Origin of the sequence: Enterobacter hormaechei ATCC 49162 (assembly GCF_001875655.1) — a bacterium.
Classification (GTDB): Bacteria; Pseudomonadota; Gammaproteobacteria; order Enterobacterales; family Enterobacteriaceae; genus Enterobacter; species Enterobacter hormaechei.
Genome location: NZ_MKEQ01000001.1, coordinates 2,952,210 through 2,974,712, shown reverse-complemented (window position 1 = coordinate 2,974,712; position 22,503 = coordinate 2,952,210). Strand labels below are relative to the sequence as shown.

Annotated in this window: 17 protein-coding genes, 1 tRNA gene and 3 rRNA genes; 8 read left to right on the top strand and 13 right to left on the bottom strand. The window is 54.5% G+C overall.

Annotated features, from left to right (window positions below; all coding sequences use genetic code 11):
• Positions 1 to 24 precede the first annotated feature (24 nt).
• Positions 25 to 294: a YihD family protein gene (locus BH712_RS14820; RefSeq protein ID WP_003861904.1), complete on the bottom strand. Its 270-nt coding sequence runs from the start codon at positions 292 to 294 to the stop codon at positions 25 to 27.
• Positions 295 to 362: 68 nt separating this feature from the next.
• On the opposite strand from BH712_RS14820, the gene mobA reads away from it, so the two are divergent.
• Both mobA and mobB read left to right on the top strand, forming a co-directional pair.
• On the top strand, positions 363 to 947 hold the full coding sequence (gene mobA, locus BH712_RS14815) for a molybdenum cofactor guanylyltransferase MobA (protein ID WP_006808735.1): 585 nt from the start codon (positions 363 to 365) through the stop codon (positions 945 to 947).
• Positions 944 to 1,447, top strand: coding sequence for a molybdopterin-guanine dinucleotide biosynthesis protein MobB (mobB, locus tag BH712_RS14810; protein WP_006808736.1), 504 nt, complete (start codon positions 944 to 946; stop codon positions 1,445 to 1,447). The genes mobA and mobB overlap by 4 nt, the downstream gene beginning before the upstream one ends.
• 99 nt (positions 1,448 to 1,546) lie before the next feature.
• Here the strand turns inward: mobB and rrf are convergent.
• From rrf to BH712_RS14790, 4 genes are all read right to left on the bottom strand, one after another.
• A 5S ribosomal RNA gene (gene rrf / locus BH712_RS14805) occupies positions 1,547 to 1,662 on the bottom strand.
• Between the two features lie 71 nt (positions 1,663 to 1,733).
• A 23S ribosomal RNA gene (locus BH712_RS14800) occupies positions 1,734 to 4,638 on the bottom strand.
• A 183-nt stretch (positions 4,639 to 4,821) separates the two neighbouring features.
• Positions 4,822 to 4,897 (bottom strand) — tRNA-Glu (locus tag BH712_RS14795).
• Positions 4,898 to 4,982: 85 nt separating this feature from the next.
• Positions 4,983 to 6,524 (bottom strand): 16S ribosomal RNA (locus tag BH712_RS14790).
• Together the 16S, 23S and 5S rRNA genes with 1 tRNA gene alongside form the textbook arrangement of a ribosomal RNA operon.
• Before the next feature lie 455 nt (positions 6,525 to 6,979).
• Here BH712_RS14790 and BH712_RS14780 point away from each other — a divergent pair.
• Complete coding sequence (locus BH712_RS14780) at positions 6,980 to 7,687, top strand: FadR/GntR family transcriptional regulator (protein ID WP_006808737.1); 708 nt, start codon at positions 6,980 to 6,982, stop codon at positions 7,685 to 7,687.
• Entirely contained in the window at positions 7,684 to 9,117 is a 1,434-nt protein-coding gene (gene mdtD / locus BH712_RS14775) for a multidrug transporter subunit MdtD (RefSeq protein ID WP_006808738.1), read from the top strand. The genes BH712_RS14780 and mdtD overlap by 4 nt, the downstream gene beginning before the upstream one ends.
• Here mdtD and rbsR read toward each other — a convergent pair.
• From rbsR to kup, 7 genes are all read right to left on the bottom strand, one after another.
• The gene (gene rbsR, locus BH712_RS14770; RefSeq protein ID WP_003862402.1) at positions 9,083 to 10,075 is read right to left on the bottom strand and encodes a ribose operon transcriptional repressor RbsR; all 993 of its coding nucleotides are present in this window, start codon (positions 10,073 to 10,075) and stop codon (positions 9,083 to 9,085) included. The two genes, mdtD and rbsR, sit on opposite strands and share 35 nt — an antisense overlap.
• Positions 10,076 to 10,078: 3 nt before the next feature.
• The gene (gene rbsK, locus BH712_RS14765) at positions 10,079 to 11,008 is read right to left on the bottom strand and encodes a ribokinase (RefSeq protein WP_006808740.1); all 930 of its coding nucleotides are present in this window, start codon (positions 11,006 to 11,008) and stop codon (positions 10,079 to 10,081) included.
• 108 nt (positions 11,009 to 11,116) lie between these two features.
• The gene (gene rbsB, locus BH712_RS14760) at positions 11,117 to 12,007 is read right to left on the bottom strand and encodes a ribose ABC transporter substrate-binding protein RbsB (protein ID WP_006808741.1); all 891 of its coding nucleotides are present in this window, start codon (positions 12,005 to 12,007) and stop codon (positions 11,117 to 11,119) included.
• Positions 12,008 to 12,034: 27 nt separating this feature from the next.
• Positions 12,035 to 13,000, bottom strand: a complete 966-nt coding sequence (gene rbsC / locus BH712_RS14755) for a ribose ABC transporter permease (RefSeq protein WP_006808742.1) — start codon at positions 12,998 to 13,000, stop codon at positions 12,035 to 12,037.
• 4 nt (positions 13,001 to 13,004) lie between these two features.
• Complete coding sequence (rbsA, locus tag BH712_RS14750; protein ID WP_006808743.1) at positions 13,005 to 14,510, bottom strand: ribose ABC transporter ATP-binding protein RbsA; 1,506 nt, start codon at positions 14,508 to 14,510, stop codon at positions 13,005 to 13,007.
• 7 nt (positions 14,511 to 14,517) lie between these two features.
• The gene (gene rbsD, locus BH712_RS14745) at positions 14,518 to 14,937 is read right to left on the bottom strand and encodes a D-ribose pyranase (protein WP_003862392.1); all 420 of its coding nucleotides are present in this window, start codon (positions 14,935 to 14,937) and stop codon (positions 14,518 to 14,520) included.
• A gap of 196 nt (positions 14,938 to 15,133) precedes the next feature.
• Positions 15,134 to 17,002, bottom strand: coding sequence for a low affinity potassium transporter Kup (kup, locus tag BH712_RS14740; RefSeq protein WP_006808744.1), 1,869 nt, complete (start codon positions 17,000 to 17,002; stop codon positions 15,134 to 15,136).
• A 222-nt stretch (positions 17,003 to 17,224) separates the two neighbouring features.
• Between kup and ravA the strand changes: the two genes are divergently transcribed.
• The gene (gene ravA, locus BH712_RS14735; protein WP_006808745.1) at positions 17,225 to 18,721 is read left to right on the top strand and encodes an ATPase RavA; all 1,497 of its coding nucleotides are present in this window, start codon (positions 17,225 to 17,227) and stop codon (positions 18,719 to 18,721) included.
• The gene (gene viaA, locus BH712_RS14730) at positions 18,715 to 20,166 is read left to right on the top strand and encodes an ATPase RavA stimulator ViaA (RefSeq protein ID WP_006808746.1); all 1,452 of its coding nucleotides are present in this window, start codon (positions 18,715 to 18,717) and stop codon (positions 20,164 to 20,166) included. The genes ravA and viaA overlap by 7 nt, the downstream gene beginning before the upstream one ends.
• On the opposite strand, the gene asnA is transcribed toward viaA, so the two are convergent.
• Entirely contained in the window at positions 20,167 to 21,159 is a 993-nt protein-coding gene (asnA, locus tag BH712_RS14725; protein ID WP_003862385.1) for an aspartate--ammonia ligase, read from the bottom strand.
• 151 nt (positions 21,160 to 21,310) lie between these two features.
• On the opposite strand from asnA, the gene asnC reads away from it, so the two are divergent.
• Positions 21,311 to 21,769 (top strand): transcriptional regulator AsnC, encoded by a 459-nt coding sequence (gene asnC / locus BH712_RS14720; RefSeq protein WP_003862383.1) that lies wholly within the window; start codon positions 21,311 to 21,313, stop codon positions 21,767 to 21,769.
• Between the two features lie 90 nt (positions 21,770 to 21,859).
• Positions 21,860 to 22,309: an FMN-binding protein MioC gene (gene mioC / locus BH712_RS14715; protein ID WP_006808747.1), complete on the top strand. Its 450-nt coding sequence runs from the start codon at positions 21,860 to 21,862 to the stop codon at positions 22,307 to 22,309.
• Positions 22,310 to 22,503 lie beyond the last annotated feature (194 nt).

The window sequence follows — 22,503 nt, the reverse complement described above, 5'->3', positions numbered from 1 at the left end:
TTCGGTGGCTCCGCTTACAAGCTTTTACTCTTTAATTACGCCTCGGGCGCGCAGTAATGCGGTTTTAAAATCTTCCTCATAGTCTTTCTGAATCCCAGGAATTACAGCATCTTTAGCCGAATCACGCATTTTGAGGTGGTAGATCAGGATGTCGTCAGAAAGGTCTGCCAGTTCGCCATCAAAACCTGACTCTTTCGCCAGTTTCTGTAAAAATTGCATCAGATTCAGCTCTGGCTCTTTTTGCCAGGCCGGCTGGAGAAGCTCAATGACTTCATTAAGACGTTTACATTTCATGGTAGTGCTCCTTTCATTTAGAGAGACACGTTAGCAGGGTCAATCCCACAATAAAAGAGGCGATATTCGTGAATCAATGCCAGGAAATCATCGGGGTCGTTCTGGCCGGGGGCAGGGCAACGCGAATGGGCGGAAAGGATAAGGGTCTTCAGCTCCTGAACAATACCCCCTTGTGGCAGCATGTTGCTGATACGCTGGCAAATCAGGTGTCGTCGATGGCGATCAGCGCTAACCGGCATATTGATATTTATCAGCGCAGCGGGTATCCGGTTTATCAGGATAACCTGGTGGACTACCCTGGCCCGCTGGCGGGAATGCTTTCCGTTATGCAGCAGTCGCACGGGGAGTGGTTTCTCTTTTGTTCATGTGATACGCCCTTCATCCCGTCCTGTCTGGTAGAACGTCTGGTTCAGCGGCGCGATGGTGCTCCCGTCGTCTGGGTACACGACGGTGAACGCGACCATCCGACTATCGCATTGATGAATCGCTCGTTAATACCCGTACTGGAAGATTACCTGGCCGCAGGGGAGCGACGCGTAATGGTTTTTATGCGCCAGTCAGGAGGTCATTCCGTTGATTTCAGCGACATGAAATCAGCATTTGTGAATGTGAACACCACGGAAGATTTAAAGATGATGCAGGTGAAGAAATGATACCCGTTTTAGCGATCTCTGCCTGGAGTGGCACCGGGAAGACTACGCTGCTAAAAAAATTGATACCTGCGCTTTGCGTCAAAGGTATTCGTCCCGGATTGATTAAGCATACGCACCATAACATGGATGTCGATAAGCCCGGGAAAGATAGCTATGAGCTGCGTAAGGCTGGCGCTGCACAAACGATGGTGGCGAGTAACCAGCGCTGGGCGTTAATGACCGAAACACCGGATGAAGCACCGCTGGATCTCGCTTACCTTGTCAGCCGGATGGATCACTCCACGCTGGATCTGGTACTGGTTGAGGGATTTAAGCATGAAGCTGTTGCGAAGATCCTGCTGTTCAGAAGCGATGCCGGGCATGACGTAAGTGAATTAACGCTGGATGAACATGTGATTGCCGTGGCCAGTGACATTGCGTTGACGCTGGAAGTACCGGTACTGAATTTGAATGACGTGGAGGGCATTGCAGAGTTTATTGTGACGTGGAGTATGCAGTGACTCGCCGGGTGGCGGCTTCGCCTTACCCGGCCTGCAAAATTCAGGGGTACAAAAACGCAAAAAGGCCATCCTTCCGGATGGCCTCTTCACTTGTTTGATGCCTGGCAGTTCCCTACTCTCACATGGGGAGACCCCACACTACCATCGGCGCTACGGCGTTTCACTTCTGAGTTCGGCATGGGGTCAGGTGGGACCACCGCGCTAAAGCCGCCAGGCAAATTCTGTTAATCTGTATCAGGCTGAAATTTGATTGTCTGTCTCTTCGCCAAAACATCTTCGGCGTTGTAAGGTTAAGCCTCACGGTTCATTAGTATCGGTTAGCTCAACGCATCGCTGCGCTTACACACCCGACCTATCAACGTCGTCGTCTTCAACGTTCCTTCAGGAGACTTAAAGTCTCAGGGAGAACTCATCTCGGGGCAAGTTTCGTGCTTAGATGCTTTCAGCACTTATCTCTTCCGCATTTAGCTACCGGGCAGTGCCATTGGCATGACAACCCGAACACCAGTGATGCGTCCACTCCGGTCCTCTCGTACTAGGAGCAGCCCCCCTCAATTCTCCAGCGCCCACGGCAGATAGGGACCGAACTGTCTCACGACGTTCTAAACCCAGCTCGCGTACCACTTTAAATGGCGAACAGCCATACCCTTGGGACCTACTTCAGCCCCAGGATGTGATGAGCCGACATCGAGGTGCCAAACACCGCCGTCGATATGAACTCTTGGGCGGTATCAGCCTGTTATCCCCGGAGTACCTTTTATCCGTTGAGCGATGGCCCTTCCATTCAGAACCACCGGATCACTATGACCTGCTTTCGCACCTGCTCGCGCCGTCACGCTCGCAGTCAAGCTGGCTTATGCCATTGCACTAACCTCCTGATGTCCGACCAGGATTAGCCAACCTTCGTGCTCCTCCGTTACTCTTTGGGAGGAGACCGCCCCAGTCAAACTACCCACCAGACACTGTCCGCAACCCGGATTACGGGTCTACGTTAGAACACCAGCCATTAAAGGGTGGTATTTCAAGGGCGGCTCCACGCAGACTGGCGTCCACGCTTCAAAGCCTCCCACCTATCCTACACATCAAGGACCAGTGTTCAGTGTCAAGCTATAGTAAAGGTTCACGGGGTCTTTCCGTCTTGCCGCGGGTACACTGCATCTTCACAGCGAGTTCAATTTCACTGAGTCTCGGGTGGAGACAGCCTGGCCATCATTACGCCATTCGTGCAGGTCGGAACTTACCCGACAAGGAATTTCGCTACCTTAGGACCGTTATAGTTACGGCCGCCGTTTACCGGGGCTTCGATCAAGAGCTTCGCGTTGCCGCTAACCCCATCAATTAACCTTCCGGCACCGGGCAGGCGTCACACCGTATACGTCCACTTTCGTGTTTGCACAGTGCTGTGTTTTTAATAAACAGTTGCAGCCAGCTGGTATCTTCGACTGATTTCAGCTCCGCCCGCAGGGGCTTCACCTACATATCAGCGTGCCTTCTCCCGAAGTTACGGCACCATTTTGCCTAGTTCCTTCACCCGAGTTCTCTCAAGCGCCTTGGTATTCTCTACCTGACCACCTGTGTCGGTTTGGGGTACGATTTCGTGTTACCTGATGCTTAGAGGCTTTTCCTGGAAGCAGGGCATTTATCACTTCAGCACCGTAGTGCCTCGTCATCACACCTCAGCGTTAATAAGGTACCGGATTTACCTGGAACCTCCGCCTACATGCTTAAACCGGGACAACCGTCGCCCGGCTGACATAGCCTTCTCCGTCCCCCCTTCGCAGTAACACCAAGTACAGGAATATTAACCTGTTTCCCATCGACTACGCCTTTCGGCCTCGCCTTAGGGGTCGACTCACCCTGCCCCGATTAACGTTGGACAGGAACCCTTGGTCTTCCGGCGAGCGGGCTTTTCACCCGCTTTATCGTTACTTATGTCAGCATTCGCACTTCTGATACCTCCAGCATGCCTCACAGCACACCTTCAACGGCTTACAGAACGCTCCCCTACCCAACAACGCATAGCGTCGCTGCCGCAGCTTCGGTGCATGGTTTAGCCCCGTTACATCTTCCGCGCAGGCCGACTCGACCAGTGAGCTATTACGCTTTCTTTAAATGATGGCTGCTTCTAAGCCAACATCCTGGCTGTCTGTGCCTTCCCACATCGTTTCCCACTTAACCATGACTTTGGGACCTTAGCTGGCGGTCTGGGTTGTTTCCCTCTTCACGACGGACGTTAGCACCCGCCGTGTGTCTCCCGTGATAACATTCTTCGGTATTCGTAGTTTGCATCGGGTTGGTAAGCCGGGATGGCCCCCTAGCCGAAACAGTGCTCTACCCCCGAAGATGAGTTCACGAGGCGCTACCTAAATAGCTTTCGGGGAGAACCAGCTATCTCCCGGTTTGATTGGCCTTTCACCCCCAGCCACAGGTCATCCGCTAATTTTTCAACATTAGTCGGTTCGGTCCTCCAGTTAGTGTTACCCAACCTTCAACCTGCCCATGGCTAGATCACCGGGTTTCGGGTCTATACCCTGCAACTTAACGCCCAGTTAAGACTCGGTTTCCCTTCGGCTCCCCTATACGGTTAACCTTGCTACAGAATATAAGTCGCTGACCCATTATACAAAAGGTACGCAGTCACCCCATAAAGAGGCTCCCACTGCTTGTACGTACACGGTTTCAGGTTCTTTTTCACTCCCCTCGCCGGGGTTCTTTTCGCCTTTCCCTCACGGTACTGGTTCACTATCGGTCAGTCAGGAGTATTTAGCCTTGGAGGATGGTCCCCCCATATTCAGACAGGATACCACGTGTCCCGCCCTACTCTTCGAGTTCACAGCATGTGCATTTTCGTGTACGGGACTATCACCCTGTACCGTCGGACTTTCCAGACCGTTCCACTAACACACACGCTGATTCAGACTCCGGGCTGCTCCCCGTTCGCTCGCCGCTACTGGGGGAATCTCGGTTGATTTCTTTTCCTCGGGGTACTTAGATGTTTCAGTTCCCCCGGTTCGCCTCGTTAACCTATGTATTCAGTTAACGATAGTGTGTCGAAACACACTGGGTTTCCCCATTCGGACATCGCCGGGTCAAAGGTTCATATCACCTCGCCGGCGCTTTTCGCAGATTAGCACGTCCTTCATCGCCTCTGACTGCCAGGGCATCCACCGTGTACGCTTAGTCGCTTAACCTCACAACCCGAAGATGTTTCACTTCTGATTGCGAAAATTTGAGAGACTCGAACACACCATTAAAGATGTGTCGTTTCAATTTTCAGCTTGATCCAGATTTTTAAAGAGCAAATATCTCAAACATGACTCGCAAGTCAGTTTTGAGATATGACGGCAGGTGACTTTCACTCACGAACCAGCAAGTGGCGTCCCCTAGGGGATTCGAACCCCTGTTACCGCCGTGAAAGGGCGGTGTCCTGGGCCTCTAGACGAAGGGGACGTATAAGTCTCAATCGCAAGACGCCTTGCTATTTACTTTTCATCAGACAATCTGTGTGAGCACTACAAAGGCAGGTTCTTTAAGGTAAGGAGGTGATCCAACCGCAGGTTCCCCTACGGTTACCTTGTTACGACTTCACCCCAGTCATGAATCACAAAGTGGTAAGCGCCCTCCCGAAGGTTAAGCTACCTACTTCTTTTGCAACCCACTCCCATGGTGTGACGGGCGGTGTGTACAAGGCCCGGGAACGTATTCACCGTGGCATTCTGATCCACGATTACTAGCGATTCCGACTTCATGGAGTCGAGTTGCAGACTCCAATCCGGACTACGACGCACTTTATGAGGTCCGCTTGCTCTCGCGAGGTCGCTTCTCTTTGTATGCGCCATTGTAGCACGTGTGTAGCCCTACTCGTAAGGGCCATGATGACTTGACGTCATCCCCACCTTCCTCCAGTTTATCACTGGCAGTCTCCTTTGAGTTCCCGGCCTAACCGCTGGCAACAAAGGATAAGGGTTGCGCTCGTTGCGGGACTTAACCCAACATTTCACAACACGAGCTGACGACAGCCATGCAGCACCTGTCTCAGAGTTCCCGAAGGCACCAATCCATCTCTGGAAAGTTCTCTGGATGTCAAGAGTAGGTAAGGTTCTTCGCGTTGCATCGAATTAAACCACATGCTCCACCGCTTGTGCGGGCCCCCGTCAATTCATTTGAGTTTTAACCTTGCGGCCGTACTCCCCAGGCGGTCGACTTAACGCGTTAGCTCCGGAAGCCACGCCTCAAGGGCACAACCTCCAAGTCGACATCGTTTACGGCGTGGACTACCAGGGTATCTAATCCTGTTTGCTCCCCACGCTTTCGCACCTGAGCGTCAGTCTTTGTCCAGGGGGCCGCCTTCGCCACCGGTATTCCTCCAGATCTCTACGCATTTCACCGCTACACCTGGAATTCTACCCCCCTCTACAAGACTCTAGCCTGCCAGTTTCGAATGCAGTTCCCAGGTTGAGCCCGGGGATTTCACATCCGACTTGACAGACCGCCTGCGTGCGCTTTACGCCCAGTAATTCCGATTAACGCTTGCACCCTCCGTATTACCGCGGCTGCTGGCACGGAGTTAGCCGGTGCTTCTTCTGCGGGTAACGTCAATTGCTGAGGTTATTAACCTCAACACCTTCCTCCCCGCTGAAAGTACTTTACAACCCGAAGGCCTTCTTCATACACGCGGCATGGCTGCATCAGGCTTGCGCCCATTGTGCAATATTCCCCACTGCTGCCTCCCGTAGGAGTCTGGACCGTGTCTCAGTTCCAGTGTGGCTGGTCATCCTCTCAGACCAGCTAGGGATCGTCGCCTAGGTGAGCCGTTACCCCACCTACTAGCTAATCCCATCTGGGCACATCCGATGGCAAGAGGCCCGAAGGTCCCCCTCTTTGGTCTTGCGACGTTATGCGGTATTAGCTACCGTTTCCAGTAGTTATCCCCCTCCATCAGGCAGTTTCCCAGACATTACTCACCCGTCCGCCACTCGTCAGCGAAGCAGCAAGCTGCTTCCTGTTACCGTTCGACTTGCATGTGTTAGGCCTGCCGCCAGCGTTCAATCTGAGCCATGATCAAACTCTTCAATTTAAAAGTTTGATGCTCAATGAATTAAACTTCGTAATGAATTACGTGTTCACTCGTTGAGACTTGGTATTCATTTAGTGTCCGAGGACATTAAGAATCCATGTCACTTTGAGTGCCCACACAGATTGTCTGATAAATTGTTAAAGAGCAGTGCCGCTTCGTTTTCGCTGCGGCGCGGGGTGTGCATATTACGCTTTCCCGCTTCAGAGTCAAGCGTTTATTTTGCTTTTCTCTGCTGACCCGGCGGCTTGCGTGCCGTTGTTCCGTGTCAGTGGAGGCGCATTATAGGGAGTTCTTCTGAAGTGACAAGAGGAAATTTAAAAAAAGTTTCTGACCGTGTTTTTTTTCACCAAAAGCGATGAGATCAAGCTACAAATTGTTCTATTTGATGTATCTGCAACCACAATCACACCTGAGATGGCATAATTAGCCGCATCACTATTTAAGGAATAAAAGCGATGCCATTAAGCGCACAACAGCTGGCAGCCCAAAAAAACCTGTCGTATGTGCTGGCAGAGAAACTGGCGCAGCTGATCTTAGCGGGTAAATATGCGCCAGGTAGCATCCTGCCCAGCGAGATGGAACTGGGCGAGCAGTTTGGCGTAAGCCGGACCGCCGTTCGCGAAGCGGTAAAAACATTAACGGCGAAAGGAATGGTGCTTCCACGTCCGCGCATTGGCACCCGCGTTATGCCTCAGGGAAACTGGAACTTTCTCGATCAGGAGTTACTCACCTGGTGGATGACCGAAGATAACTTTAATCAGGTCGTCGATCACTTTCTGGTTATGCGCAGCAGTCTTGAGCCTCAGGCCTGCCTGCTTGCCGCCACGCTCGGTACGGCAGAGCAAAAAGCGCAGCTCAATACGCTTATGGAAGAGATGGTGGATCTGAAAAAGCATTTTAACCGCGAGCGCTGGATAGAGGTCGATATGGCCTGGCATGAACATATCTATAATATGAGCGCCAATCCTTTCCTGACCTCCTTTGCTTCTTTATTCCATTCTGTGTACCACACTTACTTTACCTCTATCACACAGGATGAGGTGGTGAAGCTGGATCTGCATCAGGCGATAGTCGATGCCATCCAGGAGAGCGACGGGCAGCGAGCCCTGAGTGCGTGCCAGGCGTTGCTGGCCGCGCCAACCCACCAGCAGGTAAATAAATGACAGAGAAAAAAGCACGCAGTATGGCCGGATTGCCGTGGATTGCAGCCATGGCGTTCTTTATGCAGGCACTGGATGCCACTATCCTCAATACCGCCCTTCCCGCAATAGCCCAAAGCCTTAACCGCTCCCCGCTGGCGATGCAGTCCGCCATCATCAGTTATACCCTGACGGTGGCGATGCTTATTCCGGTCAGCGGCTGGCTGGCCGATCGTTTCGGTACGCGTAAAGTGTTCATGCTGGCGGTGACGCTGTTCACCCTCGGTTCTCTGGCTTGCGCCCTCTCCACCTCTCTGACGGAACTGGTTGTCTTCCGCGTTCTACAGGGAATAGGCGGCGCGATGATGATGCCCGTCGCGCGTCTGGCGTTATTGCGCGCCTATCCGCGCAGCGAACTGCTCCCGGTACTCAACTTCGTGACGATGCCGGGGCTGGTCGGCCCGATACTTGGCCCGGTTCTCGGTGGCGTACTGGTGACCTGGGCAAGCTGGCACTGGATCTTCCTGATTAATATTCCGATTGGTGTGGCAGGGCTGATTTATGCCCGCAAATATATGCCGAACTTCACCACGCCAAGACGCAGCTTCGATATGGGCGGCTTCTTCCTGTTTGGCCTGAGCCTGGTTCTGTTCTCCAGCGGGATGGAGCTGTTTGGCGAGAAAATCGTAGCGACATGGCTGGCGCTGGCCGTCATCCTCAGCGGTATTCTGCTGTTCCTTCTATATATACGTCATGCGCGTCGCCATCCGACACCGCTTATCTCTTTATCTCTGTTTAACACCCGAACGTTTTCCGTCGGGATCGCGGGCAATATTGCCTCGCGTCTGGGCACGGGCTGCGTACCGTTCCTGATGCCGCTGATGCTCCAGGTCGGTTTCGGCTATCCGGCCCTGATTGCTGGCTGCATGATGGCCCCCACGGCAATGGGCTCGATTCTGGCAAAATCGACGGTCACGCAGGTGCTGCGCTGGTTTGGCTATCGTAAGACGTTGGTTGGCGTGACGGTCTTTATCGGATTGATGATTGCACAGTTCTCCCTGCAATCTGCGGCGTTACCCATCTGGATGCTGATCCTGCCGCTGTTTGTACTGGGGATGGCCATGTCGACGCAATTCACGTCAATGAACACCATCACCCTTGCAGACCTCACCGACGAAAACGCCAGCAGCGGTAACAGCGTACTGGCGGTCACCCAACAGCTGTCGATCAGCCTCGGGGTTGCCGTGAGCGCAGCGGTACTGCGGTTTTATGAAGGGTTTGACGGTACGAATACCGTTGAGCAGTTCCACTATACCTTTATCACCATGGGCGCGCTTACCGTGGTATCGGCGGTGGTCTTTATGTTGTTAAAACCAAAAGACGGCCGGAACCTGATTAAAGAGCGTCATAAAGAGAAGGCTAAACCGAACCGCGTTCCATCAGAACAGGAGTAAGCTGCAAACGTTGCTGTTGCAGCGTGGGCTGCGCCATCCGGTGGATCAACACATCGATGGCCAGCTCACCCAGTTCATCTTTCGGCTGATGGATGGTAGTCAGCGGCGGCGTCATGTAGCGCGCAAGTTCAATGTCATCGTAACCGACGATCGCCATGTCGTCCGGAACACGCAGTCCCGCCTGATACAGCGCCTGATAAGCGCCGAATGCCATCGCATCGTTACCGATAAACACCGCCTGCGGGCGTGGCTCTTGCGCCAGCAGTTTCTGCATTGCTTCAAATCCACCGTTAAACTCAAAATCGCCGGTGATGCGATAGCCATCAGGAATGGCAAGCCCCGCCCGTTCCATTGCTGAAAGATAGCCTTCCAGACGCAAGCGCGCCGGGGTTTTGTCCAGCGGGCCGGTAATACAGGCAATGCGGGTATGACCTTTATCGATCAGATGCTGAGTCGCCATATCGCCGCCCAGCAGCGAGTTATCCTGGATCAGATCGCTGGTGCCGTCGAACGGCGCCCAGTCCATCATGACCGTGGGAATAGAAGGGTAGCGCTGAATGATCTCTTTCGAGGGTTGATGCGTTTCGGTACAGAGCAGCAGCAGCCCATCGACGCGTTTTTGCATCAGCGTCTCCAGGTTACGATTCATGCGCTGCTCGTCGCCTTCGGTATTGCACAGCACCAGGCTGTAGCCGCGCTCGAAGCAGCTGCGCTCCACGCCGCGCACCAGTTCAGAATAAAAAGGGTTGGTACTGGCCGTGATCAGCATGCCGATGGTGCGCGTCTGGTTAAGCTTCAGGCTGCGGGCCAGCGCAGACGGCGCATAGTTGAGTTCTTTAATTGCAGCGTCAACTTTCTCCCGAATCGCCTCGCTGACGAAGCGATCGTTATTGATTACGTGGGAGACAGTCGAGGTAGAAACGCCCGCCATACGGGCGACATCTTTCATTGTGGCCAAGCGTTACCCCTGCTGACTTAAGAATTCATCAATCTCTTTACGCCATGGAACAGAAGGCTGAGCGCCTTTACGCGTCACCGCAATCGCGGCGGCGGCATGCGCGAAGCGGATCGCGTCATCCATTGCTTTTCCTTCCAGCAGCGCCGTTACCAGCGCACCGTTAAAGGTGTCTCCAGCGGCGATGGTATCAATGGCTTTGACCTTAAAGCCCGGTACGCGACGGCCTTCGCCATTGACGCTAGCCCACACCCCACGGCTGCCGAGGGTGATGATGACGGTGCCAATGCCTTTTTCATGCAGTGCAAACGCCGCACGCGCTGCATCGTCATCATTTTCGACACGGATACCCGTCAGCTTTTCCGCTTCGGTTTCGTTCGGGGTGATGATATCCACCAGCGCCAGCAGCTCGTCTGATAATACACGGGCAGGCGCAGGGTTAAGTACGACAGAGGTATGATTTTCATGCGCAATTTTCGCGGCGGCCAGCACGCTTTCCACCGGTGACTCCAGCTGCATCAGCAGGGCTTCCGCTCCGGCGATGATTCCGCGTTGTGCTTCGACGCGTTCAGTCGTTAACGCAGCATTCGCCCCCGCATGAATACCGATGACATTCTCTCCTTCCGCATTGACGAAAATCAGCGCCACGCCGGTTGATTCCCCGGCAACCACGCTGACGGGCGCGATGACGATGTTGTCGCTTGCCAGCTGTTTGCGTACACGCTCGCCGGTATCGTCATCACCCGTACAGGCGATAAACGCGATATTCGCCCCGCTGCGCCCGGCAGCTACCGCCTGGTTTGCGCCCTTGCCGCCGAACGCCACCTGATACTGATTGCCAGTGACGGTTTCGCCCGGAGTGGGGAACGTTTCAAGGTTAAGAATGTGATCGGCATTGATACTGCCAAGGACGACGAGGTTGCCTGCGGTTTTCATGTATTGAGGTGTCCATCTGAGAGCGCCACCGGTATTACCCGGTGGCGTATGCCACACTTTTCTTTTATTTGGTGTCCCTCAGGCAGCCAGCGACTGCCTGAATCGCCTTTACTGCTTAATGACCAGTTTCAGGTCAACAGGATATTTGGCCTGAACTTTTTCGCCCTTCAGCACTTTATCGGCAGTTTGCACGCCAGTCGCGCCAATCTGCTCAGGCAACTGAGCGATGGTCGCAGCCAGTTTGCCATCATTTACTGCTTTTTCACCATCCGGCGTGCCGTCAAATCCGACAACCATCACATCTGATTTACCCGCAGTCTGGAGGGCACGCAGCGCACCGAGCGCCATTTCATCGTTCTGGGCAAATACCGCCTGCACATCAGGATGCGCGGTCAGCAGGTTCTGCATAACGTTCAGACCCTTTGTACGGTCGAAGTCTGCCGGCTGGCTCGCCAGCACGTTGAATTTGTGCGCCGCTACAGCCTGCTGGAAGCCTTCACCACGTTCACGGGCCGCGGAAGTCCCGGCGATACCCTGCAATTCGATCACTTTCGCGCCTTCACCGGCTTTCTTCGAGATGTAGTCACCAGCGATTTTACCGCCCAGGACGTTATCAGACGCAATGTGGCTGACCACATCCCCTTTCGTTGCCTGACGGTCCAGGGTGATTACCGGGATCTTCGCCTGGTTTGCCATCTTCACGGCGTTACCTACGGCGTCGGAATCCGTTGGGTTGATCAGCAGAATTTTAGTACCACGAACGGTCAGGTCCTGCACGTTCGCCAGCTCTTTCGCCGGGTTGTTCTGTGAATCCAGCACCACCAGGTTGTAGCCCAGTTTGTCTGCTTCTTTCTGCGCACCATCCTTCAGGGAGACAAAGAACGGGTTGTTCAGGGTTGAGACAACCAGCGCGATGGTGTCCTTCGCCATGGCGTTAGCACTTACGGTTGCGCTCAGCGCGACAGCAGAAACCAGGGTAGCCAGTTTTTTCATGTTCATATCTAAGATGTCCTGTAGTGTCGTCAGTTACTGTTTTTTGTTGTCTACCAGTACCGCCAGCAAAATCACCACTGCCTTAACGATCATCTGGTAATAGGAGGAAACACCTAACAAATTCAAACCATTATTCAGGAAACCGAGGATCAGTGCGCCGATCAATGTCCCAACAATACGACCTTTACCCCCCGCCAGGCTCGTACCGCCCAGAACCACTGCCGCGATGGCATCCAGCTCATAGCCCGTACCCGCCGTTGGCTGTGCGGAAGAGAGACGCGCCACTTCAATGATGCCCGCCAGAGACGCCAGCAGGCCGCACAAGGAGTAAACGATAATTTTGACTTTATTAACGCTGATACCGGACAGACGCGTTGCCGCTTCGTTACCGCCAAGCGCATAGATATAACGGCCCAGACGGGTGTGGTGCAGCATGTACCACGCCGCCAGGAAGACGATAGCCATGATCCAGACCGGGGTCGGGACACCCAGCGGGCGACCGATACCGAACCAGCCAAACAGATCGGCGTTATCGGTAAAACCGGTATTAACCGGGCTGCCGTTGGTGTAGACCATGGTCACCCCGCGCAGCAGCAGCATCATTACCAGCGTGGCGATGAACGCCTGAACGCGGCCTTTCGCCACAATCACGCCGGTTACGGCACCAATTGCCGCCCCAGCTGCCAGCGCAGCGGCAACAGCCACCAGCGCGTTAACTTCAATGCCGACAATCGACGCGGCGATAGCACCAGTGAGGGCCAGCAGGGAACCGACGGACAGATCGATACCCGAAGTCAAAATCACCAGCGTCATCCCCACCGCCATAATGGCGTTGACGGAGGTCTGCTGAAGAATATTGAACAGGTTATTGACGGTAAAAAAGTTCGGGCTCATGGTCGAGACAATCGCGATCAGCACCAGCAGGGCAATCAGCGATTTTTGTTCCATCAGCCATGCCTTTGTGAAATAGCGGCGACCAGAAACAGCCTGGGTAGTCATCTTCTTACTCCTGATTCACGCGATTAAGCTTGCCCACAGCGGCAGCCATCAGAACTTCCTGGGTGGCCTGCTCGCGAGTGAATTCACCGCCGAGATGCCCTTCATGCATGACGATAATGCGATCGCTCATGCCTAATACTTCTGGCATCTCGGAAGAGACCAGAATGATGCTCAGACCGTCGGCCTTGAACTGGTTAATCAGCTGATAGATCTCTTTTTTCGCCCCCACGTCCACGCCACGGGTTGGCTCATCGAGGATCAGCACTTTCGGGCGCGTCATCAGCCCGCGGGCAATTGCCACTTTCTGCTGATTCCCGCCGGACAACAGGCCAATCGCCTGCTCCATCGATGGGGTTTTAACGTTAAAGAGACGGATAAAATCGCTGACCGCCTGCTGTTCATCTTTGTGTTTCAGGCTGCCGCCGCTGCGGCTGAAATAGCGTAGCGCCGTCAGGGACATGTTCTCTTTCACCGACATGCCCAGCACTAAGCCGTCGCGCTTACGGTCTTCGGAGATATAGACAATGCCGTTCGCCAGGCCATCCTGCGGCGAGCGGGTGACCACTTCATGACCGTCGAGAGTAACGTAACCGCTGGTGCGCGGCAGTGCGCCGTAGAGCACTTTCATTAGTTCGGTACGCCCCGCGCCCATCAGGCCCGCGACGCCGAGGATCTCGCCCTGGCGCAGGGTAAAGGAGACGTCGTTGACGCCCGGCCCGCAGAGGTTATCCACCTTCAGGCGGATCTCTCCCGGCGCTTTATCCAGACGCGGATACTGGTCTTCGAGTTTACGTCCCACCATCATTTCGATAAGCGAATCTTCGGTCAGGGTGGCCACTTCACGCTCGGCAATAAACTGCCCGTCGCGGAAGACGGTCACGTCATCGCAGATCTCGAAGATCTCTTTCATGCGGTGAGAGATATAAACAATGCCGCGCCCCTGGGATTTCAGTTCGCGGATCACGCGGAACAGGGATTCGGTTTCGGTATCGGTCAGGGCATCGGTCGGTTCATCCATGATGATGACCTTTGACTCAAAGCTCAGCACCTTCGCAATTTCCACCATCTGCTGATCGCCGATAGAGAGGTCGCCCACCAGGCGGTCGCTCTTAAAGCGCAGATTCAGCTTCGCCAGCAGTTTGTCCGCTTCGGCGTACATGGTTTTCCAGTCGATTTTGCCAAAGCGGTTCACAAACTCACGGCCGAGGAAGATGTTCTCCGCAATGGTGAGCTGCGGGATCAGGTTCAACTCCTGGTGGATGATGCCGATGCCCGCTTCCTGAGAAGATTTCGGGCCGTTGAAGGTAGTCTCTTTACCCAGCCACAGTAGCGAACCGGCATCGCGTTGATAGATCCCGGTCAGCACTTTCATCATGGTGGATTTGCCCGCGCCGTTCTCGCCCACCAGCGCCATGACGCGCCCGGAATAGACGTTCAGCGCCGCGCCGGAGAGGGCTTTTACGCCCGGGAACGACTTATCGATCCCTTTGAGTTGCAGTAATGCGTCCATGATGGCCTCAGAAGGTGACGCCAGCACAGAGAATGATATTCGCATACGGGGAACACTCCCCGCTGCGAATCACCGCCTGACTGTCTGCGGTTTGTTGTTTGAACTGCTCGTGCGTTGTGTAACGAATTTCTATAGTGTTTCCCTGGTGCTGTTGCAGTTGCTCAATGTGGCTGAGCAACGTTTCGTGGAGTTGCGGATTATGTTGTTTGATTTCCGCTGCGAGAATGGCCGCCTCAACCTGCATCTCCGCGGTGACCACTTCCAGTACCTGCATGAACGAGGGTACGCCCTGCGTTAACGCCATATCGATACGGGTTGTGCTGCGCGGAACCGGTAAGCCTGCATCGCAAACCACCAGCGTATCGGTATGCCCAAGACGGGAAATCACCGATGAAATTTCTGAGTTGAGTACTGTGCCTTTCTTCATTTTTTGCTCCACTAGCGAAACGTTTCGCTAAAAACAGTGTAGCCGCAGAAGTGTTCAGAAAACCATCATGACGTAACGGATTTGTGATCAACGTCGAAACGTTTCGCTAAGTGAAACGTGGAGGTAATTCAGGCGGGTGTGTTGAGGGTTTGGTAGGCCGGGTAAGCGCAGCGTCACCCGGCATTTTCAGAAGGACTTAAATCTCGACCTGCGTCCCCAGCTCAATCACGCGATTCGGCGGGATTTCAAACTGGTCAGGCGCACGCAGGGCGTTACGTTGCAGGATGAGATACAGCTTGCCGCGCAGACGCAGATACCATGGGCGCTTGCCGATGATCAGCGACTCGTGGGACATAAAGAACGACGTCTCCATCATGCGGCAACTCAGACCTTCCAGACCGCAGCGGTGGAATACCTCTTCCACATTCGGGGTTTCGCGCCAGCCGTAGCTTGCCACCACGCGCCAGAAGGTCGGCGATAGCTGTTCAATCTGTACGCGACGCACGTTGTGAACATATGGCGCATCTTCGGTACGCAGCGTCAGCAGGATCACGCGCTCGTGCAGCACTTTGTTGTGCTTGAGATTATGCATCAGCGCAAACGGGATCACGTTCAGCGCACGAGACATATACACCGCCGTGCCCGGCACGCGCACCGGCGGAGATTTCTCCAGTGAGGCGATCATCGCCTCCAGAGAGTTACCGTGCTCATGCATGCGACGCAGCAGGCGGAAACGTTCGCTCTTCCACGTCGTCATCACGATAAACATCACCAGGCCCAGCGTCAGCGGTAACCAGCCACCGGAGACAATCTTGTCGAGGTTTGCAGAGAACAGCGGCACGTCGATGCAGAGGAAGCCCACCAGGATCAGCCCCACGAGGAACTTATTCCAGTGCCAGTTACGGTACGCCACGGTGGTGGAGAGAATAGAGGTCAACACCATCGTTCCGGTCACCGCAATACCGTACGCCGCCGCCAGGTTACTGGAGTGCTCAAAGCTGACGATAACAATCACCACCGCGAAATAGAGCAGCCAGTTGACGAACGGAATGTAGATCTGGCCAGACTCCATCTCCGAGGTATGGATAATGCGCATTGGGGAGAGATAACCCAAACGCACGGCCTGACGCGTCAGGGAGAAGACGCCGGAAATGACAGCCTGAGAGGCAATGACCGTCGCCAGCGTCGCCAGGATCAGCATCGGAACCAGCGCCCAGTCCGGCGCCAGCAGGAAGAACGGGTTTTTGATCGCTTCAGGGTGTGCAAGCAGCAGCGCGCCCTGACCGAAGTAATTCAGCACCAGTGAAGGCAAGACCACGCTAAACCAGGCGACGCGAATAGGGAGTTTCCCGAAGTGGCCCATATCCGCATACAGCGCTTCAACACCGGTAATGGAAAGCACCACCGCGCCCAGGGCCACAAACGACACCACTTTATATTCAAGGAAGAAATGCACCGCCCACATTGGGTTCAACGCGTGCAGGACATCCGGGTTGGCGATAATGCTGCGTAAGCCCAGCGCCGCCAGGATCAGGAACCAGGCCAGCATAATAGGCGCGAACAGCTTACCCACCAGCCCGGTACCGTGTTTTTGTATAGCAAACAGCAACGTCAGCACGATAATAGCGAGTGGCACCACCCACGTATCAAGCTGTGGCGCGACAATCTCCAGCCCCTCTATGGCTGACATCACCGAAATCGCTGGCGTAATCACCACTTCCCCATAGAAGAAGCTGCCGCCAATCAGGCCAATGATGACCAGCACGGAGGTCATTCTTGCAGACGTATTGCGCCCGGCAAGGGACATCAGGGTCAGAATACCGCCCTCGCCCGCGTTATCAGCCCGCATAACGAAAGAGAGATACTTAAGGGAGACCACCAGGATCAGCAGCCAGAAGATGAGCGAGAGAAAACCAAAGACGGCGTCACGCTCTACACCAAAACCAAACTGACCGGACAGACATTCACGAAGCGTATAAAGCGGGCTGGTGCCGATATCACCGTAGACAACCCCGATCGCCGCAAGCGTTACTGCGGGTAATGATTGCTTATTATCAGTGCTCATAGACTAGTCTTTTCGTTTGAATAACAAATGTGTGCTTAGTCCCTTGGCCCACAAAAAGCGCACAGTATGCACGATTCAATGCAAAATCGTACCCCTAAATGCAGCCGCATTAATGTAGCGCAAAGAAAATAGCGCCGCACTTCAGCCTATTACCAGGCCAGACCGAAACGTCTATACTCGCTTCAATTAGCCGCCACGACGGCGAAAGGATGCAAAACTATTATGGCTCACTCACATTTATTAGCAGAAAGAATTTCCCGCCTCAGCAGCGCGCTGGAGAAAGGCCTTTACGAGCGTAGCCACGCCATTCGCCTCTGTTTACTGGCGGCGCTGAGCGGGGAAAGCGTGTTTCTGCTTGGCCCACCGGGCATTGCCAAAAGTCTGATCGCACGCCGCCTCAAATTCGCTTTCCAGAACGCGCGCGCATTTGAGTATTTGATGACGCGCTTCTCCACGCCGGAAGAAGTGTTCGGCCCGCTCTCCATTCAGGCGTTAAAAGATGAGGGACGCTATGAACGTCTGACAGCGGGCTATCTCCCGGAAGCGGAAATCGTCTTTCTTGATGAGATCTGGAAAGCTGGCCCGGCCATTCTGAATACCCTGCTGACGGCAATTAACGAACGCCGCTTCCGCAACGGCGCCAGCGAAGAGAAGATCCCCATGCGCCTGCTGGTGGCCGCGTCAAACGAACTGCCCGAAGCCGACAGCAGCCTGGAAGCGCTGTATGACCGTATGCTGATCCGCCTGTGGCTGGATAAAGTCCAGGATAAATCAAACTTCCGCTCCATGCTGGTGAGCCAGCAGGATGAAAACGAAAACCCGGTGGCAGCGTCATTACAGGTCACGGACGAGGAATACCACCAGTGGCAGGAAGAGATCGGCAAGATAAAACTGCCCGATGCCGTTTTTGAGCTGATCTTCATGCTGCGCCAGCAGCTTGATTTACTGCCTTCTGCGCCGTATGTCTCTGACCGTCGCTGGAAAAAAGCCATTCGCCTGCTCCAGGCAAGCGCCCTGTTCAGCGGCCGCGATGCTGTCGCCCCTGTCGATCTGATCCTGCTGAAAGACTGTCTTTGGCACGACGCAGAAGGGATGAATCTGATGCAGCAGCAGCTGGACGTTTTGATGACCGGACACGCGTGGGGCCAGCAATCCATGCTTAATCAACTGGGTGCGATTGCCCAACGTCGCCTTCAGCTCCAGCAGCAGCAAAGTGACAAAACCGCGCTGAAAGTGAACCGTCTTGGCGGGATGTTTGCCCGTAAACCGCACTATGAACTGCCAGCCGAGCTGACTGACGCCTCGCTCACGCTTCTTCTTCAGCAGCCGCTGAAGCTTCATGATATGCAGGTGGTGCACGTGACGATCGAACGCGTTGCGCTGGTTCAGTGGCTGGATAAGGGCGGCGAGATCCGCGGTAAACTCAACGGTATTGGCTTTGCACAGCCGCTGTCGATGGAAGTCGACAGCAGCCAGCACCTTGTGATCCGCGACGTCAGCCTTCAGGGATCGCGCCTGGCGCTGCCGGGCACCGCCTCCGACACTCTTCCGGAGGAGATCAAACAGCAGCTCGAAGCGCTGGATAACGAATGGCATCAGCAGCACACGCGCTTCAGCGAGCAGCAGAAATGCCTCTTTATCCATAGCGACTGGTTAGGTCGTATTGAAGCCAGCTTGCAGGATGTCAGCGCGCAGATCAAACAGGCGCGTCAATGCTAACGCTGGACACGCTTAACGTCATGCTGGCGGTTAGCGAGGAAGGGTTGATCGAGGAAGTTGTCATTACCCTTCTTGCGTCACCGCAGCTGGCGGCTTTCTTTGAAAAATTCCCGAAGCTCAGAAAGGCAATGACGGACGATCTCCCCCGCTGGCGCGATAACCTGCGCCAGCGGTTTAAGGAGACGGAAGTCCCGCCGGAACTGACAGAGGAAGTGGCTGGTTACCAGCAGTGCCAGCGGCTTTCAACGCCGCAGTTTATTGCTCAGCTTCAGCAAACCCTGACGCTGCTTGATAACGTTCACTCCCCGTTTGCCAGCCAGGCCAGAGCGCTGGTCACGGACAACCCCAGCTTCACTCCCGCCCTGCATACCCTGTTTTTACAGCGCTGGCGACTGAGTCTTGTGGTCCAGGCCACGGCCCTTAATCAGCAGTTGCTGGATGAAGAGCGCGAACAGTTGCTCAGTGAAGTCCAGGAGCGAATGACCCTGAGCGGCCAGTTAGAACAGGTGCTGGTGGAAAATGAAAACGCCGCCGGTCGACTCTGGGATATGAGTGCCGGTCAGTTAAAACGCGGCGATTATCAATTGATTGTGAAGTACGGCGACTTTCTGGCACAACAGCCGGAGCTGATGAAGCTCGCAGAACAGCTTGGCCGGTCCCGGGAGGCCCGGTCGGTCCCAAAGAAAGATGCGCCGATGGAAACCTTCCGTACGCTGGTACGCGAACCCTCCACCGTGCCGGAGCAGGTGGACGGGTTACAGCAAAGCGATGACATCCTGCGCCTGCTGCCTACGGAACTCAGCACGCTGGGAATGACCGAACTGGAGTATGAGTTTTATCGTCGGCTGGTGGAAAAGCAGCTTCTTACCTACCGGCTGCACGGTGAAGCCTGGCGCGAGAAGATCAGCCAGCGCCCGGTGGTGCATCAGGATTTTGACGAGCAACCGCGCGGGCCTTTTATTGTTTGCGTCGATACGTCCGGATCGATGGGGGGGTTTAATGAACAGTGTGCAAAAGCGTTCTGCCTGGCCCTGATGCGCGTGGCGCTCGCCGATCGTCGTCGCTGCTATATCATGCTCTTTTCCAGCGAAGTGGTGGGGTATGAACTGACCAGCCCACAGGGTCTGGAGCAGGCGATCCGCTTTTTAAGCCAGCGTTTTCGCGGCGGCACCGATCTGGCCAGCTGTTTTCGCAGCATCATTGAGCGTATGCAGGGCGGTGACTGGTACGACGCAGACGCGGTGGTGATTTCCGATTTTATTGCCCAGCGGCTGCCGGATGACGTCGTGAGTAAGGTGAAGGAGTTACAGCGGGTACATCAGCACCGTTTCCATGCCGTTGCGATGTCCGCACATGGAAAACCCGGCATCATGCGCATTTTCGATCACATCTGGCGCTTTGATACCGGGTTGCGTAGCCGCCTGCTCAGACGCTGGCGGCGTTAATTAAAGAAGAGAACCGACGCTTTCACGTACCTGCTGCGGCCAGACACCACACTGCACCTGACCGATATGGGACAGTTGCAGCAGCAGCATGGTCAGACGGGACTGACCGATACCACCGCCGATGGTTTGCGGCATCTCACCGCGCAGCAGCGCCTGATGCCACTCCAGTTGCAGACGATCTTCATCCCCGGTCACCGCCAGCTGACGCTTCAGGGCTTCAGCATCCACGCGGATCCCCATCGAAGAGAGTTCAAACGCATCTTCGAGAACCGGGTTCCAGACCAGAATATCGCCGTTCAGACCGGCATATTCGCTTTCACCCACGGTGCTCCAGTCATCATAATCCGGCGCACGGACGTCGTGACGTTTACCATCAGACAATTTTCCGCCAATGCCGATCAGGAATACCGCGCCCAGCTCTTTGGCGATCGCCCGCTCGCGGCCTTTGGCATCCAGATCCGGGAAACGGCTCAGCAGTTCCTGACTGTGAACAAAGTGGATCGTTTCCGGCAGGAACGGTGCCAGACCAAACTCTTTGCTCACGGCCGCTTCGGTTGCTTTGATCCCGGCGTAGATCGCCTCTACGGTGGATTTCAGCGTACCGACGTGACGCTCACCATCACCCATTACGCGTTCCCAGTCCCACTGATCAACGTAAACAGAGTGAATTGGGGAGAGACGGTCTTCATCGGGGCGAAGGGCTTTCATGTGCGTGTAAAGCCCTTCGCCCGCGCTGAAGTCGTGTTGTCCCAGGGTTTGACGCTTCCACTTCGCCAGGGAATGAACCACTTCGAACTGGGCGTCTGGCAGTGTTTTCACTTTTACCTGTACCGCTTTTTCGCAACCAGACAAGTTATCCTGCGTCCCGTCACCCACGCGGCTCAGAATCGGCGCCTGAACTTCAATAAGGCCAAGCTTCTCTTCCAGCTGGCGAGAAAAATGGGATTTTACGAAACTGATCTGGCGTTGTTTTGCGATGTAAGCGGTTTTCATTATTTATACTCCTGCGTCCTGTTGATAATGATTAAGCAACAGAACTGGCAGTTAATTCAATAACCCATCAACAAAAAGCCGCCTTCACTTTTGATTCGTTAAAATAAGACGCTAGAATAGACGTATTCATTAATCTTCATAAGAAAAACCTATGGAAAATTATCAGATCGACAATCTGGACCGCGGCATCCTGGAAGCGCTAATGGCGAATGCGCGCACCGCCTATGCCGAACTGGCGAAACAATTTGGCGTCAGCCCGGGGACCATTCACGTTCGCGTAGAGAAAATGAAGCAGGCCGGGATCATCACCGGCGCACGCATTGATGTCAGCCCGAAGCAACTCGGCTACGACGTCTGCTGCTTCATTGGCATTATTCTGAAAAGCGCCAAAGATTACCCCTCCGCGCTGGAGAAACTGAACGCGCTGGATGAAGTCACCGAGGCGTACTACACCACCGGGCACTACAGCATCTTTATAAAGGTGATGTGCCGATCCATTGACGCCCTCCAGCAGGTACTTATCAACAAGATCCAAACAATCGATGAAATTCAGTCCACCGAAACCCTGATCTCCCTGCAAAACCCGATCATGCGTACCATCCGCCCGTGATCGGGCAATTTCATTCCCACATTTTCCACAGGTAGATCCCAGCTCGTTCACAGCGTACAATGGCCGCCTCTTTACCTGAGCGAGCGATCAATGGCGGACATTACCCTTATCAGCGGCAGCACCCTGGGCGGTGCGGAATATGTAGCGGAACATCTGGCTGAGAAGCTGGAAGATGCGGGCTTTTCTACACAAACGCTGCACGGACCGCTGCTGGAAGATCTCCCGACTGACGGGGTCTGGCTGCTGATCACCTCCACGCACGGCGCGGGCGATCTGCCGGATAACCTGCAACCTTTATATGACGAACTGCTGGAACAGCAGCCCGACCTGTCAAACGTCCGGTTTGGCGCTGTGGGGATCGGCAGCCGTGAATATGACACGTTCTGTGGCGCAATAGAGAAAGTAGACGCTGCGGTAACCGCCTGCGGAGCAAAACAGCTGGGTGAAACGCTGAAGATCAACATCCTCGATCATGATATTCCGGAAGATCCAGCCGAGATCTGGCTCGCGGAATGGAAAAATTTACTCAAAAACGATTAAAGATCGTGCGATCAGATGTGGATAACTCTGGTTAAAAGCTCGTATTAAGCCGTAGTTATCCAAAGAATAACGTTGACTTAGTTTTTGACCTGTGGATAAAGGGGCGATCTGATCCCAGCTTATACGGTCCAGGATCACCGATCATTCACAGCAAACGATCCTTCCTAACTGCATGATCTTATTTATGGGATCGG

Bases quoted from the DNA above. Each gene is read 5' to 3' on its own strand.
- rbsB (WP_006808741.1), bottom strand. From the start codon at position 12,007: ATGAACATGAAAAAACTGGCTACCCTGGTTTCTGCTGTCGCGCTGAGC.
- kup (WP_006808744.1), bottom strand. From the start codon at position 17,002: ATGAGCACTGATAATAAGCAATCATTACCCGCAGTAACGCTTGCGGCG.
- mobB (WP_006808736.1), top strand. From the start codon at position 944: ATGATACCCGTTTTAGCGATCTCTGCCTGGAGTGGCACCGGGAAGACT.
- rbsD (WP_003862392.1), bottom strand. From the start codon at position 14,937: ATGAAGAAAGGCACAGTACTCAACTCAGAAATTTCATCGGTGATTTCC.
- BH712_RS14780 (WP_006808737.1), top strand. From the start codon at position 6,980: ATGCCATTAAGCGCACAACAGCTGGCAGCCCAAAAAAACCTGTCGTAT.
- rbsC (WP_006808742.1), bottom strand. From the start codon at position 13,000: ATGACTACCCAGGCTGTTTCTGGTCGCCGCTATTTCACAAAGGCATGG.
- ravA (WP_006808745.1), top strand. From the start codon at position 17,225: ATGGCTCACTCACATTTATTAGCAGAAAGAATTTCCCGCCTCAGCAGC.
- rbsK (WP_006808740.1), bottom strand. From the start codon at position 11,008: ATGAAAACCGCAGGCAACCTCGTCGTCCTTGGCAGTATCAATGCCGAT.
- mioC (WP_006808747.1), top strand. From the start codon at position 21,860: ATGGCGGACATTACCCTTATCAGCGGCAGCACCCTGGGCGGTGCGGAA.
- asnC (WP_003862383.1), top strand. From the start codon at position 21,311: ATGGAAAATTATCAGATCGACAATCTGGACCGCGGCATCCTGGAAGCG.
- BH712_RS14820 (WP_003861904.1), bottom strand. From the start codon at position 294: ATGAAATGTAAACGTCTTAATGAAGTCATTGAGCTTCTCCAGCCGGCC.
- rbsA (WP_006808743.1), bottom strand. From the start codon at position 14,510: ATGGACGCATTACTGCAACTCAAAGGGATCGATAAGTCGTTCCCGGGC.
- mdtD (WP_006808738.1), top strand. From the start codon at position 7,684: ATGACAGAGAAAAAAGCACGCAGTATGGCCGGATTGCCGTGGATTGCA.
- asnA (WP_003862385.1), bottom strand. From the start codon at position 21,159: ATGAAAACCGCTTACATCGCAAAACAACGCCAGATCAGTTTCGTAAAA.
- viaA (WP_006808746.1), top strand. From the start codon at position 18,715: ATGCTAACGCTGGACACGCTTAACGTCATGCTGGCGGTTAGCGAGGAA.